We start from the raw sequence: 14,675 nt of genomic DNA, 5'->3' as shown, positions 1-14,675 counted from the left end.
TTTTCCGCCGGCCATGCGACACGGACGTCGCATTGGCCGGGAACCCTGCTCTCTTTCATTAGGATTAAAGCCCTAGTTTGGCACGACGAGCGCACGGCTGAACAAGTGTGTCGCGACCCTCCCCCCAGAGGAATCCCCAACCTTCCCCCGGGTACCTGAAACCCAAGAGGGTCGCGATCACACGGCGTGATGCCTATGCGTGAGTCGTAGCCAAACTCGGCTTTAATCCGCTTTCATCCAGCAGGGCGGAACACACGGACGTGTTCCGCCGGCCATGCGACACGGACGTCGCATTGGCCGGGAACCCTGCCGCTTTCATAACGGATTAAAGCCCTAGTTTGGCACGACGACCGCACGGCTGAACAAGTGTGTCGCGACCCTCTCCCCAGAAGGACCCTAAACAGCGTCTCGCGACCCTCCCTAGCAGGTCGTCGGCCTCTCCTCTGATCTCGGCACCGAATCCGGTATCCCACCCTGTCCATACACAGAATGAACCGGCATATCCTTCTGAAGCTTATCCGAATGAGCCAGCGGCAAAAGCGCCAGCTTCAACACTTCCTCAATTCGGCTGACAAAGTGAAATTCCATGACTTTGCGAACATTCTCCGGAACATCTTCCAGGTCCTTGCGATTTTCCTCAGGAAGAAGTACCACTTTAATTCCTGCCCTGTGGGCTGCCAAAACCTTTTCTTTTACGCCACCGATAGGCAATACATTGCCGCGCAAGGTTATTTCACCCGTCATAGCCAGATCCGAGCGAACTGATCGCTTTGCTATAGCAGATGCCATTGCAGTGGCCATGGTAATCCCTGCAGAAGGACCATCTTTAGGGGTTGCACCTTCCGGAACGTGAATATGAAGATCAGTTCGATCATAAAAGTCTTCTTCAATATCCAGTTGAAGGGCATATGCCCGGATAAAGGTCCAGGCCGCTTGAGCCGATTCCTTCATGACATCCCCCAGTTGGCCGGTTAAGGTTAACCTTCCTTTGCCCGGCAGAGGGGTTACTTCTACCGTGAGAACCACCCCACCTACTTCCGTATAGGCAAGTCCCGTTACTGCTCCGATTTCAGGAGCCTTCGCCGCTACTTGGAAATGATAACGGGGAACTCCCAGAGTGGATTGTAAATCTTCAACTGTTAAAGTATGAGGTTCCCATTCCTTCTTCACCCAACGGACAGCTATTTTCCGACAAAGGTTGGCCACTTGTCGCTCAAGCCCCCGTACTCCGGATTCTCTGGTATACCCTTGAACCAGTTTGAGCAGGACATCCTCCTCCAACGTAAAGACTTCTTTGGTAAGTCCATGGGCTTCTAATTGTTTAGGAACGAGATAACGGCTGGCGATATTGACCTTCTCATCTTCTGTATACCCACTTAGGGTGATTACCTCCATCCGATCAAGGAGCGGGCGAGGAATCGTGTGTAAAGTATTAGCCGTCAACACAAACAGAGTTTGGGAGAGGTCAAAGGGCACTTCTAAATAGTGATCTGTGAAAGTACTGTTTTGTTCTGGATCTAACACTTCTAACAGAGCAGAAGCCGGGTCACCACGGAAGTCCGATGACATTTTGTCGATTTCATCTAGAAGAAAGACAGAATTACGAGTTCCGGCGGTACGCAACCCTTGAATGATTCGTCCCGGCAAGGCCCCAATATAAGTGCGTCGATGCCCCCTGATCTCAGCCTCATCACGCAATCCGCCCAAGGACATGCGCACAAACTTTCGATTTAGGGATCTGGAAATCGATTTGGCCAAGGAGGTCTTCCCAACTCCGGGAGGTCCCACTAGGCAAAGAATTGGACTTTTCATTTTCGGGGTTAGTTTACGGATTGCCAAGAACTCTAGAATCCGCTCTTTGATTTTCTCCAGACCATAATGATCCTCGTTCAGAATTTCCTCTGCCCGATTCAGATCAATTTTATCTCTGGAAGACTTGTTCCAGGGCAGGACTAAAAGCCAATCTAAATAAGTACGAACGACTGTGCCCTCTGCCGAAGAAGGAGGCATTTTCTCTAAACGCTCAATTTCTTTAAGTGCTTTTTCTTCAACTTCTTTAGGGCATTTGGCCTTGGCTACTTTCTCTCGGTATTCTTCCGCCTCAGCTTGACGCTCATCTTTGTCTCCCAGCTCTTTCTGGATCGCCTTCATTTGTTCCCGCAAATAGTATTCTTTCTGCGCTTTATCCATTTGCTTACGAACTCTTTGCCCGATGCGCCGTTCTAATTCCAGAAGTTCAATCTCACGCATAATAAGTTCAGTTAAACGTTCCACCCGCAGCTCGACTGACATCGCTTCTAAAATTGTTTGTTTGTCCGGTACCTTCAGGTTCAGATGGGATGCCACAATATCCGCTAATCGTCCGGGTTCCTCAACAGCTAACACTGTTCCGATGGTTTCCAGGGGAACCCGTTTACCCAGTTTGGCATATTCTTCAAACTGATGGGTCATTCCTCGCACCAGTGTCTCTAACTCCGGCGTCAGAGATTTCGTTTCCTCTTCTAATTCCTCAACACGCACTCTAAAATACTCGTCTTCCTCAAGGAATTCAAGAATTCGGCCTCGGGAAATCCCTTCGACTAAGACTCGCATAGTGCCTCCCGGAAGTTTTAGGAGTTGCTTTATTTCAGCAATTGTGCCCATCTCATACAAATCATCCGGATTTGGCGAATCAATCTCCGTCTCTTTTTGGGACGTCAAAAGTATAATTCGATCATCGAGCATGGCTTTTTCAATCGCGGCCATAGACCGTTCTCTGCCTACGTCCAGATGAATGACCATATAAGGGAAAACAAGAATCCCACGTAACGGGAGTAATGGTAATTCACGTTCTTTTATCAACGAATATCCCCCCATTTTGAAAAAATCTTGAGAAAAAAAGACACACTACAGCTTAGTGTGCCAAACTTATCTTGAACTATTCTAACATGTTTTGCCTTGATCAGGCAAATTGGCGACTATGTTTGTAACCGCCTTATTAACCACTCCAAAATCCAATCTGCTTAAAACCTCTTCAATCGGAGGCCGGGTCTCGACTTTCTCCAGCTTAATTTTTGGGGTCAGCGCAAGCTCAAGAACTTCTGAGAGTTCTTCCACCGAAATAATTTCTATCTCCTTCTTAAACTCTGAAAAACGTTCTTGATAATTCTCTTTAGGAATCAAAACTCGTTTGCACCCGGCCTGTTTGGCAGCCTCAATCTTAGCCGCCACGCCCCCTATAGGGTTAACCCGCCCACGAATGGAAAGTTCCCCGGTCATAGCCAAATAATTGTCAACTTTTTCTTGGCGTATAGCGGACACTGTAGCGGTTGCAATGGCAATTCCAGCAGAGGGACCGTCCACAGGACCTCCCCCCGGAAAGTTGACGTGGATATCAAAATTTTTAGGTTCCACTCCCATTTGCCGTCTCAAAACAGTCAAGACATTTTCCACTGAACTTCGAGCCATACTTTTACGGCGAAACTTCTTCCCTGAATCCCCTTGTTCTTCTTCCTCCACAATCCCCGTCACCAACAGTTCGCCGGTGCCCGGAGTTACAGGAAGAGCCGTGACTTCTAACTCCAGAAGTCTTCCCATATTGGGACCATAGACGGCAAGACCGTTCACAACCCCAACACAGGGCTCTGTCGGTACTTTTTTATCCGGCCGGGGAGCGTATTGGCCGGTTGCTACAACCCATTCTACAATTTCCACATTGATTTCCGGCAATTGATCGGTGAGGGCCACTCCTGCGGCAAGCTGAACCATATTTACGGTTTCCCGGCCATTACTGGCAAACTGTTTGATGACTTCAACCGCCGCCGGGGTAATGGGAATTTCCATCTTGGCTGCAGCTACCTGAGCGATTTCTGCTATTTCATCCGGAAGCAATCCCCGAAAGTAAACTTCCATACACCGGGAGCGGATGGCAGGCGGAATTTGATCCGGGCTCCGAGTGGTTGCCCCCACAAGTCTGAAATCCGCCGGCAGACCGTTTTGAAATATATCGTGAATATGTTGTGGAATATTTAAGTCTTCCGAGCTGTAATAGGCGCTTTCCAGGGTTACTTTACGATCTTCTAAAACCTTTAAAAGCTTGTTGATTTGAATTGGATGAAGCTCCCCAATTTCGTCGATAAATAAAATCCCGCCGTGTGCTTTGGTGACGGCTCCCTGTTTAGGCTGGGGAATTCCCGCTAAACCCATGGCACCGGCCCCCTGATAAATGGGGTCATGAACCGAGCCTATCAAAGGGTCTGCAATTCCTCTCTCATCAAAACGTGCAGTTGCACCATCAATTTCAGTGAAATGAGCACTTCCTTTAAAGGGAGACAGAGTATTTTTCTTAGCCTCTTCTAAGATTAAGCGAGCGGCGGCGGTTTTGCCGACACCGGGAGGTCCATAGATGAGTACATGCTGTGGATTTGGGCCGCACAAGGCAGCTCGCAAGGCTTTAATTCCTTCTTTTTGCCCAATAATTTCCTCAAAATGTACGGGTCGAGTCTTCTCTGATAAAGGGGTGGTTAAAGCAATCTTTCGCATAGTTTGCAGTTTTTCAAGTTCTTTGCGTGATTCTCGTTCTACGGAGACTTTATTTCCCTGTTGAGACTTGAGCATTCCCCAAAAGTAAAGCCCAATCACAACGGCAAATATTAACTGAACCATCATGACTATTCCGCTGAGTCCATTCATGCACAAATTTCCCTCCTAGCAATCTCTCTTATTTAGTATTGCCATAAAGTGGGGAAAAAACCCTTAGAAAGGAGGACAAGAAAAAAAACACCGGGGATGCTTATAAAGCGACCCGGTGTTTGGCGTTTTTCGACTGAACTTTATTAGATGCCCAGTAAACTTACCAAGCAAAATATTCAATGTGTAATGCCGATATACAACTTCGACACACGATACTGAACTTCAGTAAATGTGAAGCCTTAAAAACTGTATATCACACTTTACTTAAGCCGACTCTTCTTTCTTACCCTTTTTAACCTTATCCGTCATAACTAAAAGAGGCTCTTCTTTCTTCATGACCACTTCCGGTGTAACGACGCATTTTGAAACGTCATTACGCGAAGGCAAATCATACATGACGTTGAGCATGAGATCCTCAAGAATCGACCTAAGTCCTCGCGCTCCCGTGTTCCTGCGAATCGCTTCGGAAGCTATCGAGGTAAGGGTTGCATCTTTGAACTCTAAGGTTACACCATCAAGCTCCATTAACTTTTGGTACTGCTTAATGAGAGCATTCTTGGGTTCTGTCAGGATTCGAACCAAGGCTGCTTCATCCAGTGCCTCAAGGGTTACAATGACGGGTAAACGCCCAACAAATTCCGGAATCAACCCAAATTTCTGAAGGTCAATGGGCAGGATTCCTTTCAGAGTTTCACCGACATTTAAATTGACCTTGTTGGGAATAGTAGCGCCAAAACCCATGGTTTTTTGTCCGGCTCGGTTTTGAATGATTTTTTCAATCCCGTCAAAAGCTCCACCGACAATAAATAAAATATTCGTGGTGTCTAACTGAATAAATTCTTGGTGGGGATGTTTGCGACCGCCTTGCGGAGGTACACTGGCAACCGTTCCTTCAAGAATCTTCAGCAAGGCTTGCTGAACTCCTTCGCCTGAGACATCTCGGGTAATGGAGGGATTTTCAGATTTGCGGGCAATCTTATCAATCTCGTCGATATAGACAATACCCTTTTCTGCTTTTTCCACATCGTAGTCAGCAGCTTGAATTAATTTCAAGAGAATATTCTCAACATCCTCACCTACATAGCCTGCCTCGGTTAGTGACGTGGCATCTGCAATGGCAAAGGGAACATTAAGAACCTTAGCCAGCGTCGAGGCCAACAAAGTTTTTCCTGAACCTGTGGGTCCCAACATGATAATATTTGATTTTTGTAATTCTACATCATCAATTTTCATGCCCAAGTTAATTCGCTTGTAGTGATTGTAGACTGCGACTGAAAGTGCCTTTTTCGCTTGTTCTTGGCCAATAACATATTGGTCAATGATCGCCCGAATTTCTTTGGGTTTAAGAATGTCTCCAATCTCAACGCCCAAATCATCCGTAAGCTCTTCCTCGATAATCTCATTACAAAGTTCAATGCATTCATCACAAATATAAACGCCCGGACCAGCAACTAATTTTTTGACTTGTTCCTGGGTCTTGCCGCAAAATGAACACTTGAGTTGATTTTTATCTTCGGTGTATTTTGCCATCCTCTCACCTCTATACCTCAGAATTCCCCCCAAGGCGTCGGGTTTAGGTGTTCTGTTCTACTAAGAAGCTGACCGTCTTCTGACTAGTCATGCTTTGTTTATAGAACGGGAGCTCCCCACGCGCTATAAGGGTCTGTTTGAGTAATGCAGCGTCTTGACCGTGACGCTCACTTACTTTCTTGATCTCTTCGTCTACTTCGTCTTCCGTGACCTCAATTCCTTCTGCTTTAGCAATAGTTTCTAAAACTAAATCCATTTTGACGCTTTCCGCAGCTTGAGGGCGCACTTGCTCCTGCATAACCTCCTCGGTTGAGTTCGTATACTGATAATACTGCTCAAGGGTCATGCCTTGCTGGGCAAGATTGCGGCTTAAATCATCCAACATTACTCTGATTCTTTCAGTAATCATAACTTCAGGAATTTCGACGCTGGCATTGTCTACCACTTTAGCGACGATTGCTTTTGCATGTTCGTCTTTAACTCTTACTTCGGTGGTCTTCATTAATTTATTCCGCAAATCGGTTTTCAATTCATCCAGAGTCTCAAATTCACTAACATCTTTTGCAAATTCATCATCCAGAGCTGAAAGTTCTTTACGCTGAATTTTTTTGATGACTGTTTTAAAGACAGCTTCTTTTCCTGCAAGCTCTGAACTATGATATTCATCTGGGAAGGTAACGTTGACATCAACAGGATGTCCGATTTCAGTACCAATTAAACCCTCTTCAAAACCTGGAATAAAGGTTCCGGATCCGATGACAAGTTCATAGTTCTCGGCTTTACCGCCAATGAAGGCAACTCCGTCAGTAAACCCTTCAAAGTCTAAGGTGACAGTGTCATCATTTTCCACTTTGCCCTCTTCGAGGGTGATAAGGCGAGCGTGCTGTTCCTGCTTGCTTTTCAGCGCTTCATTTACTTCTTCTTCAGTGACAACAGCTGCCCCTTGTTCGACCTTAAGTCCTTTATAGTCTCCAAGTTCAACTTCCGGCTTGACCATGACTTTTGCTTTAAAAATCAAGTCTTTACCCTCTTCGATTTGAACTAAATCGACACTCGGACGATCAACGGGATCGATACCGCTTTCGATAACTGCTTCAGCATAAGCTGGTCCAACTAATTGATCTAACGCTTCATCATAAAGGGCTTCTTTTCCAACGTGTTGTTCAACCATGCGACGTGGAGCTTTACCTTTGCGAAACCCTGGAACATTCACTTTTTTAGCTAATACTTTGGCCGCTTGATTCACCGCGCTGACAAATTTTTCGGCTTCAACGGTAACTTCCAAAGCTACAACATTTTTTTCTAGCTTTTCTACTGAGACTGACATATGTTCTCCCCCTTAAACACTGTTTAGTATATGTGCAAGGCAGCTGTGGATACTTCGTTAGTCTTGCCGTTTTTTAAAGACTACAAACCCCCGCTTAAGCCAAATACATCTATAAAATTTACTAATCAATTATACCAGACTTACTTCTTCTAATCAAATGATCAATCTTGAGCAATCCTTGAGCAGTGCGTCACGGATAACTCTAACTATTCAGGGTAAAATAATCTTTATAAAAATAACCTCCGGAGCATGAAAGAAAGGAGACCAACATGCTTATTGTTGTCGTCAGAACCCTTATTCTATACATTGTGGTCATCATTGCCCTGCGCCTAATGGGAAAAAGGGAAATCGGCCAATTACAGCCTTTTGAGTTAGTTGTTATTCTCATGATATCCGAACTGGCTGCCGTGCCAAGTGAAAACGTCGGGGTTCCACTCCTCAGTGGCATAATACCCATTCTGGTTCTCCTCTCTGCAAGCCAGAGCTTAGCCTACATTTCCTTGAAGAGTGAAAGGGCTAGAGATATTATTTGTGGCAGACCGAGTATCCTCATCAATCGCGGAAAGATTTCGGAGAAGGAACTAAGCAGAAACTGTTATAACATCAGCGATCTGCTGGAAGAGCTTCGCTTAAATAACGTCCCAAACATCGCCGACGTAGAATTTGCGATTTTAGAAAACAACGGACAAATAAGCGTTTTTCCTAAAGCGCAAAAAAGGTCAACCATTCCAGAGGATTTCGGTATAAAACCGCCATACGAAGGACTGCCCCTCACGATTATCATGGATGGCAAACTAAAAAAGAATTACTTAGAGCAAAGCAAGAAAGATCTGGACTGGTTAAAAAGCGAACTCGAAAAACAACAGATTTCTCAGATCGAAGATGTCCTCATTGCCAGCCTTGATTCCTCAGGAAAACTCTACGTGCAAGCTAAGGCAACGAAAAAATCAAACTCAAAACATAGTGTGAGGTGAAACCCGTTGCGCACCCTTTTAACCATTGTTGTCATTGTCATGCTATTATTAGGAGGTTCTTTTACTTCCTATCGGTATATTCAAACCACGACTCATACAGCAGGGGAGCATCTTGAGCTTCTCGAACAATCCATCTCAATTGAAAAATGGGAGGGGGCCCAAAAGGAATTGAGCACTGTTCACCAAAGTTGGGATAAAAGCAACACCTGGTGGAGCATTCTCCTCGATCATGAAGAAATCGATACGATTGATATGAGCCTGAGTCGGTTAGAAAGCCTCCTTGCCAGGCAAGATGTCACACTTTCCCTTGCTGAAGTGTCAACCTTAAAAATTTTATTTGAGAACCTTCATGAGAAGGAAAAGTTTACTTTAAAGAACGTTCTTTGATCTATATTTTACCAAAAAATGACCTATGTCTCCTAAAACCTAAGGTCTATGTTTAGGTGCAAAAAAGAAATTTCAACAAAGTCAAAAAGAAGTGCAAATCCTATTACAGATTCGCACTTCTCTCCAATGTATTCTCATGCTTCTCTAAATTTTGTCTATTTCTAAATCAGAAAGGATTGGGTTATCTCCTTCTAAAGCTTCTAAATAATAATTGTTCTTCTTCGATATCAGTCACCCGCGTTAAATTATAAATATTAGATAGCTTCAAATGACTGTTTTATCTCACTATCTGTTAGTAACCCATTAAACGAGTACTCATCTAACCCATTTACATAGTATGATTTATATTCTTCAAATAGTTTAAAGTCAAATTCTTTTATTAGAGTTTTGAACTCTTTCATCCTATTAGCCGAAATAGTAATTATCGGTTTAGGGTAGTCGAGCGTATACAAGCACTGACTCATCAAGTCACGACCTATTCCTAATCCTTTAAACTTATTTTTAACAAAAAGTGTACAAATCTTTTTTTCCTCAATTGTATCTTTCAAAATTGCAAGAGCCATAATATTGCTACCATTGATTTTTAATACAATACTTCTGGAATTTAGATTTAATCCATTAACCACCGAATTGAAATACCAGTTATTAAATCCTGGATAAATACCGTTCAACCCTTTAAGTTCATTATAAATTGAAACAATGTATTTCTCAGGTAAATATTTAATCGTCTTATTATTGAGCATTATAGTTTTCATGTTCATTTTACTCATTTCCTTTCTTGGGAAATGTGTTCATTCTTGTTAAATTAGTTACCATGTCGATATCAAGTTAGTTATCAAATTAAAGCTGATTGTGAGGATACCAAGTATTATAACATATAATATAATAGTAGCCCAATTATTGTTCTCAAATTTTGTTTTTATCATGGCATTAATACTATTCCTAGATTTGATAGACCATTGATAGACCAGTAAATTATTCTTTTTACCAGTGTCTATATAATTGCCACTTAGGTTAACATAACTCTTCCATAAATCTGCTTCAAGTGTTCTACAGCGCTTGAAAGGACCGTGAGAGAAGAAGCTTATTTCTTCAGTAGAACTGCACATAAAGAAAAAATTAAATTTTTTAAAGTTAATGATCCCTTTACTCATTTCAAACTGCAACGAATTGTTTGTAATATTTCTTTTTTCGTTTACACGGAAATCTATAACTTCAACTATAGAGAATGCACTTTGCAGTCTGGCATTACTAGGTTTTTCCAATTCCGATAACATATCTGTCAGACTTGAGCCAATAAGCCTAAAACGAAAATAACAGTCCTGAATAGAACCCGTTGCGCATACATCTATTTTAAAAATCTTGTACCCATAACAGTACTTAACAGTTACATCATTTTTAACATCGATATGGCATACATGAAATTGCAAATCTCCATTATTTGTTAAATGTATTGCGCTGAATTTTGGATTTTGTACATTTGTTCTCTTTTCATAATCTTCATTAAATAAAGCTGGGAGTAACTTATCGTTATTACAAAGTACTTTTCCCAAATCAGATAGTTTTATATCATTTTCATCATTTTCTTTTTCATATTCTTTTTTTTCTTTAGAAACATCATACTTTAACGGAATTCCAATAAAAAGACTTTTAATGTATTGAGCTTCTGTGGTACGTATACCAAAATCAACAAATCTACCAAATGTTTTTCTTAATATATTTGTATTTGATTCTGGTAACTTCCAAAGGTTAACATGTAAATCTACATCTAGCTCTTTATTCCCCACAGTCGGTTCGTACCAAATGGCAAAACTTTCACTCATTAATCAATACTCCTATACTAAAGATAATAAAAAGATTGTGGAGGCTTAAATGCAGTCATATAAGGATTTATAGGTTTATCAAATTGAATTATTTTTCTAACTTTTATTGCAGTTACTAATTGAGCATTATTTGTATATAAATCATATTCTTGCTTCGATAAACCTGAATGTATATAAGTTCTTTGCCATATTTCGGCTGGAGTATCACAATAGAAAATTTCAGGCGTAAAAAATCCAATTATGCTTTTTTCTGGAGAAGTGGAGTAGATAAAGATTTTATGAGGTAAGGTCCTAAATCTTACTCGACGATATTCGTAAATCTTGATGCCCTCTAACATTCTATTGACGAAAATTGGCTTAATAGACATTAAACAACATTGTTCATTAGGCATGATATATTCTGATAATAAATTGGCTAAATCATAAAACGCCATTACTTAGACCTTCAATCTTATTTGGTTAATATTTCTATTCTATAAAAGTTCAAAGTTTTCCTTCTTTTTCCTTAATCTTATTCGAATAATATAGCCTATTTCATCATGTTGCAATATATTTACAAATAGAAGTTATATTACTTCAGACTACCGTGTTCATAAGTTACTCAGGCAATCAACGAATTACATTCTCATGATGGACGCCCTTGGTTTTGGCTGTACACTTCCCACTATCAGGGTGTGTTAGGGACTTACCCTTAGACTATGACTATGCTTACTCAGGGCGAACCACAAAAGGCAGTTAACCCTTTATAGGTCAACTGCCTTTAACTAGCTTAATTGGTGCGAGAGACAGGACTTGAACCTGCACGGTTTACCCGCTGGAACCTAAATCCAGTGCGTCTGCCAGTTCCGCCACTCTCGCAAGATAATTGTTGCAACAAAGAGAATTCTACCATAATTTTTAGGGTATGACAAGTGTTAGGTTTTTACAGTATCCCATGGGGTAATTTTTGGTTTATAATCAATCACCCGCAATGTAATATTAGACGCAACTATTTCTGAAATGTTCTGGTTACAATACTCCTTGTGTTGAACACTCCCCCACTTAAACACTGCGGAGTTTTGAAGTCGGGGTCTTCTTGTTGACCTTGTTAAAAAGGAGGTAATTATGATGGATCATATTGATGCGCATAAATATTGTTCTAGCCACAGAAGGCAATTGTTAAATGATCACAAGTGTGGATGTTTTAATTGTTTAATGATATTCAACCCCAATGAGATCACGGAATGGATTGAAGAACAAGATGGTACAGCTATATGTCCTTATTGTGGAATTGACTCTATCATCGGAGAAAGTTCCAACTACCCGGTCACAGTGGAATTTTTAAATAAAATGAAAGATTATTGGTTCTAGTTTTTGAAGATGAATCGGTGACTTCAATTCCCAAGATCAGCCCATGCTCTGCATTAGCCAAAAATATTCAAAGATTAAGATCAGCAGATTAACTCCAACTAAAGCCAGTAAATTCCGAAGCCAATTTTCGGGGTACTTCCAGTGATAAAACAGGATATTGAAAATAACTAAGAAACCAGAACAGATACCCCAAGGTACATAAAGTTCTTGATCAGGTGAAAATAGATGGACAAACCATAACAATGGGAGAAACAAAAATACACTCAAAAATGTAATCATCGTGTATCCGATCAAGCGGCGCAGATCATCAGGACTCGGCTTCGCTTTGCTCATTATCTTTCCCCCTCATCTTCACAGTTTCTCACGGAGTAAGTATAACACGTATTATATAGGGTTCAAAAAGATTTGATCCTTTGAACCTATATACCTCTTTCCAAGAGAAAAGCGACTCCAAAGAGTCGCTTTAGCCGTCAATTTGCGGATCACCTGACTTGAAGGTGATCTTTTATTTATCGTCTCGTTGGTTATCTTGTTTTTTGTCTCCGCCTCTGTCATTTCCTTTTTCACTCTGTTTGTTGCGTTCTTCATTGTTCTTTACAGACGATCGGTCACCGGAAGGTGCCGACTGCGATTTTGCAGGAGCAACAGTCACAGAAGTCGGCTGGCTATTGGCAGATGTTACTTCATCAGCCTCAGTTGCTGTTTGGTCTTGGTCTTGGTCTTGGTCTTGGTCTTGGTCTTGGTCTTCATCATCTTGGTCCTCATCATCTTCAAGCTGGATGTTTTTATTATGTTTAAGTGATTTTTTAAATTCCTTTAACGCCGCTTTAGCTTGTTTTTCCAAAGATTTGTCTTCGGTTGCCGGTGTTATTACAGGTTCAGTTGAATTCTCAGCCGTTTCCGGGAGAGTTTCTGTTGAGGTTTCTGCGGCAATTTTTGCTTCCTGTTTTTCCATTTTTGAAACTGCCTTTTCCATGGAGCGCACAACATTGAGCGCTAACCTTTGAGCGGCCTGCGGAGGAAGCTTATCTAACAAATCGCCTAATACCTTAACGTTATTTTGATTAACATTTGTGAGAGCGATGGCCAGCTTTTTAGCCTCTTCAGAGTCAGGATCTTCAACTTGCTCTAAAAATTCCTGTGCCTGGGTAATCTTATCCGTGTATTCACTGAAAGCTTTCTCAGATTCTTCTGTTTTACCTTCAGTCATCAACTTCTGAGCTTTGGCCAGCTTTGCAAGTGCCTGCTGTTGATTTAACTCGCTCTTGCGCGCTGGGTCAAAGGCCAAAGCCACTTTGAGTTCTCCTATTAAATCGGATAACCAATTGGCAGGATCGATTACATTGCCCTCAGCATCAGTAACGGCCGTTGATTCTTCATCTTCGTTATCTGTATTCGCGGCAACTGCACTTGTTGTATTCGCGCTCCCGATATCTGTACTGGCGGTGTCTGTATTCGTTGTATCCGTGCTAGTGCCAGTGGTAGTAGCTGCAGTTTCCACTTGGGCTGCTGTTTCTGCAAGAACCAACGTTGTTCCTAGCGGAAGGGCCAAAAGTGCTGTTGCAACGGCAACCGCAAGTTGTTTTTTAATTGTTTTTGTCGTTTTCATTAGATTCCCTCTTTCCTTTTAATAATAATTTACTTAGTAATAATTGGTTTAGAATTTAATATTCCTTCCCCTCTTAATACTAAATTCACCTTACACAGTATCTTACGAACCTTAGATTCTTTTTTAGGGGGTCCTTCGAGAAAATTGGATGTCTATTGTTAAGTATCAAAGATATTTAATAACGTCTCTCTTTAATTTTAATTATTAATAGAATATATTACTAAATGGCAACAATGTAACTATATGCATTTAAAAAAACCGCAATAAATAATTATTGTTGCGGTTTTTTGGACATTTAAGAGAAAATTTTGTAATGATTCTTTATTTTCTACGACCTTTCTTTTCCTTTGACGAGAATACTATTGTGAGCGTCTTTTTATACGCTTTGCATCCTCATGGAGAGTGCACTTTTATAACCTGACCAGCACAAAAACACCGAGAATAAATTCTCGGTGAAATCTTTGTATTATGGGGTGGGTGATGGGGCTTGAACCCACGAATGCCGGAACCACAACCCGGTGCGTTAACCACTTCGCCACACCCACCATAGGAATTTTGTTTAATTGGTGCGCCTGGAGAGATTCGAACCCCCGACAACCTGCTTAGAAGGCAGATGCTCTATCCAACTGAGCTACAGGCGCAGTTTCAAGGATACGATTTGTCAACCCAGGTTACCACTTCAACTAAAAGGAAAACTGGGAATTAATGGTCGGGGCAGAGGGATTTGAACCCCCGGCCTCCTGCTCCCAAGGCAGGCGCGCTACCAAGCTGCGCTATACCCCGATTTGGTGACTTGATTAGTATAGCTCATCTTTAAGTATTCGTCAAGGAAAAGAACGAAAAATATTGGAGAATTTTTTCAGCCTTTTTTCAGCTATTTTTAAGAGTTTTTTTTAGATACTTATGATCCTTTGTCTCAAGGTGAATCTTAAGCGAATCTTAAGTTGAATCTGAAAGCTCATTCATAGAATGCCAACATATAACTAAAGAAATATCACCCAGGA

Annotated in this window: 12 protein-coding genes and 4 tRNA genes; 3 read left to right on the top strand and 13 right to left on the bottom strand. The window is 41.7% G+C overall.

The annotated features are described in order from the left end of the window. Positions 1–420 precede the first annotated feature (420 nt). The 4 genes from lon to tig all read right to left on the bottom strand — a co-directional run bounded on the left by lon (position 421) and on the right by tig (position 7,528). On the bottom strand, positions 421–2,841 hold the full coding sequence (gene lon / locus BUB11_RS03900; RefSeq protein WP_073028002.1) for an endopeptidase La: 2,421 nt from the start codon (positions 2,839–2,841) through the stop codon (positions 421–423). Positions 2,842–2,922: 81 nt separating this feature from the next. After that, positions 2,923–4,671: an ATP-dependent protease LonB gene (gene lonB / locus BUB11_RS03895; RefSeq protein ID WP_073028001.1), complete on the bottom strand. Its 1,749-nt coding sequence runs from the start codon at positions 4,669–4,671 to the stop codon at positions 2,923–2,925. Positions 4,672–4,935: 264 nt separating this feature from the next. Continuing rightward, positions 4,936–6,201 (bottom strand): ATP-dependent Clp protease ATP-binding subunit ClpX, encoded by a 1,266-nt coding sequence (gene clpX, locus BUB11_RS03890; protein ID WP_073027999.1) that lies wholly within the window; start codon positions 6,199–6,201, stop codon positions 4,936–4,938. A 43-nt stretch (positions 6,202–6,244) separates the two neighbouring features. Beyond that, positions 6,245–7,528: a trigger factor gene (gene tig, locus BUB11_RS03885; protein WP_073027997.1), complete on the bottom strand. Its 1,284-nt coding sequence runs from the start codon at positions 7,526–7,528 to the stop codon at positions 6,245–6,247. A 269-nt stretch (positions 7,529–7,797) separates the two neighbouring features. On the opposite strand from tig, the gene BUB11_RS03880 reads away from it, so the two are divergent. Next, positions 7,798–8,502 carry a DUF421 domain-containing protein gene (locus BUB11_RS03880; RefSeq protein WP_073027996.1) on the top strand — a complete coding sequence of 235 codons (705 nt, stop codon included), beginning with the start codon at positions 7,798–7,800 and terminating at the stop codon, positions 8,500–8,502. 6 nt (positions 8,503–8,508) lie between these two features. Then, positions 8,509–8,889 (top strand): DUF4363 family protein, encoded by a 381-nt coding sequence (locus BUB11_RS03875; RefSeq protein ID WP_073027995.1) that lies wholly within the window; start codon positions 8,509–8,511, stop codon positions 8,887–8,889. Between the two features lie 254 nt (positions 8,890–9,143). Here the strand turns inward: BUB11_RS03875 and BUB11_RS03870 are convergent, their stop codons facing one another. The 4 genes from BUB11_RS03870 to BUB11_RS03855 form a co-directional block, all read right to left on the bottom strand. Then, positions 9,144–9,650 carry a GNAT family N-acetyltransferase gene (locus BUB11_RS03870; protein WP_073027994.1) on the bottom strand — a complete coding sequence of 169 codons (507 nt, stop codon included), beginning with the start codon at positions 9,648–9,650 and terminating at the stop codon, positions 9,144–9,146. A gap of 48 nt (positions 9,651–9,698) precedes the next feature. Further along, positions 9,699–10,712 (bottom strand): hypothetical protein, encoded by a 1,014-nt coding sequence (locus BUB11_RS03865; protein WP_073027993.1) that lies wholly within the window; start codon positions 10,710–10,712, stop codon positions 9,699–9,701. Positions 10,713–10,729: 17 nt separating this feature from the next. After that, positions 10,730–11,146 (bottom strand): ASCH domain-containing protein, encoded by a 417-nt coding sequence (locus BUB11_RS03860; protein ID WP_084110142.1) that lies wholly within the window; start codon positions 11,144–11,146, stop codon positions 10,730–10,732. Between the two features lie 340 nt (positions 11,147–11,486). Further along, positions 11,487–11,570 (bottom strand) — tRNA-Leu (locus BUB11_RS03855). Between the two features lie 249 nt (positions 11,571–11,819). Between BUB11_RS03855 and BUB11_RS03850 the strand changes: the two genes are divergently transcribed. Continuing rightward, the gene (locus BUB11_RS03850) at positions 11,820–12,062 is read left to right on the top strand and encodes a cytoplasmic protein (protein WP_242947443.1); all 243 of its coding nucleotides are present in this window, start codon (positions 11,820–11,822) and stop codon (positions 12,060–12,062) included. Positions 12,063–12,098: 36 nt separating this feature from the next. Here BUB11_RS03850 and BUB11_RS03845 read toward each other — a convergent pair whose 3' ends face one another. From BUB11_RS03845 to BUB11_RS03825, 5 genes are all read right to left on the bottom strand, one after another. Further along, a complete protein-coding gene (locus BUB11_RS03845; RefSeq protein WP_073027991.1) occupies positions 12,099–12,395 on the bottom strand; it encodes a hypothetical protein in 297 nt (98 codons plus the stop codon). A gap of 172 nt (positions 12,396–12,567) precedes the next feature. Then, complete coding sequence (locus BUB11_RS03840) at positions 12,568–13,671, bottom strand: DUF5667 domain-containing protein (protein WP_073027990.1); 1,104 nt, start codon at positions 13,669–13,671, stop codon at positions 12,568–12,570. Positions 13,672–14,140: 469 nt separating this feature from the next. Further along, positions 14,141–14,216 (bottom strand) — tRNA-His (locus BUB11_RS03835). Positions 14,217–14,235: 19 nt separating this feature from the next. Next, positions 14,236–14,312, bottom strand: a tRNA-Arg gene (locus BUB11_RS03830). 65 nt (positions 14,313–14,377) lie between these two features. Then, positions 14,378–14,454, bottom strand: a tRNA-Pro gene (locus BUB11_RS03825). Between the last annotated feature and the right edge of the window lie 221 nt (positions 14,455–14,675).

Origin of the sequence: Desulfosporosinus lacus DSM 15449 (genome assembly GCF_900129935.1) — a bacterium.
In the GTDB taxonomy this organism is placed as follows: domain Bacteria; phylum Bacillota; class Desulfitobacteriia; order Desulfitobacteriales; family Desulfitobacteriaceae; genus Desulfosporosinus; species Desulfosporosinus lacus.
The sequence above is the reverse complement of the archived record's forward strand: the minus strand, read 5'-3'. Positions and strand labels throughout refer to the sequence as shown.

Coding starts and splice junctions, on each gene's coding strand:
- tig (WP_073027997.1), bottom strand. CDS start 7,528: ATGTCAGTCTCAGTAGAAAAGCTAGAAAAAAATGTTGTAGCTTTGGAA.
- BUB11_RS03845 (WP_073027991.1), bottom strand. CDS start 12,395: ATGAGCAAAGCGAAGCCGAGTCCTGATGATCTGCGCCGCTTGATCGGA.
- BUB11_RS03850 (WP_242947443.1), top strand. CDS start 11,820: ATGGATCATATTGATGCGCATAAATATTGTTCTAGCCACAGAAGGCAA.
- lonB (WP_073028001.1), bottom strand. CDS start 4,671: ATGAATGGACTCAGCGGAATAGTCATGATGGTTCAGTTAATATTTGCC.
- BUB11_RS03880 (WP_073027996.1), top strand. CDS start 7,798: ATGCTTATTGTTGTCGTCAGAACCCTTATTCTATACATTGTGGTCATC.
- clpX (WP_073027999.1), bottom strand. CDS start 6,201: ATGGCAAAATACACCGAAGATAAAAATCAACTCAAGTGTTCATTTTGC.
- BUB11_RS03865 (WP_073027993.1), bottom strand. CDS start 10,712: ATGAGTGAAAGTTTTGCCATTTGGTACGAACCGACTGTGGGGAATAAA.
- BUB11_RS03870 (WP_073027994.1), bottom strand. CDS start 9,650: ATGAACATGAAAACTATAATGCTCAATAATAAGACGATTAAATATTTA.
- BUB11_RS03860 (WP_084110142.1), bottom strand. CDS start 11,146: ATGGCGTTTTATGATTTAGCCAATTTATTATCAGAATATATCATGCCT.
- BUB11_RS03840 (WP_073027990.1), bottom strand. CDS start 13,671: ATGAAAACGACAAAAACAATTAAAAAACAACTTGCGGTTGCCGTTGCA.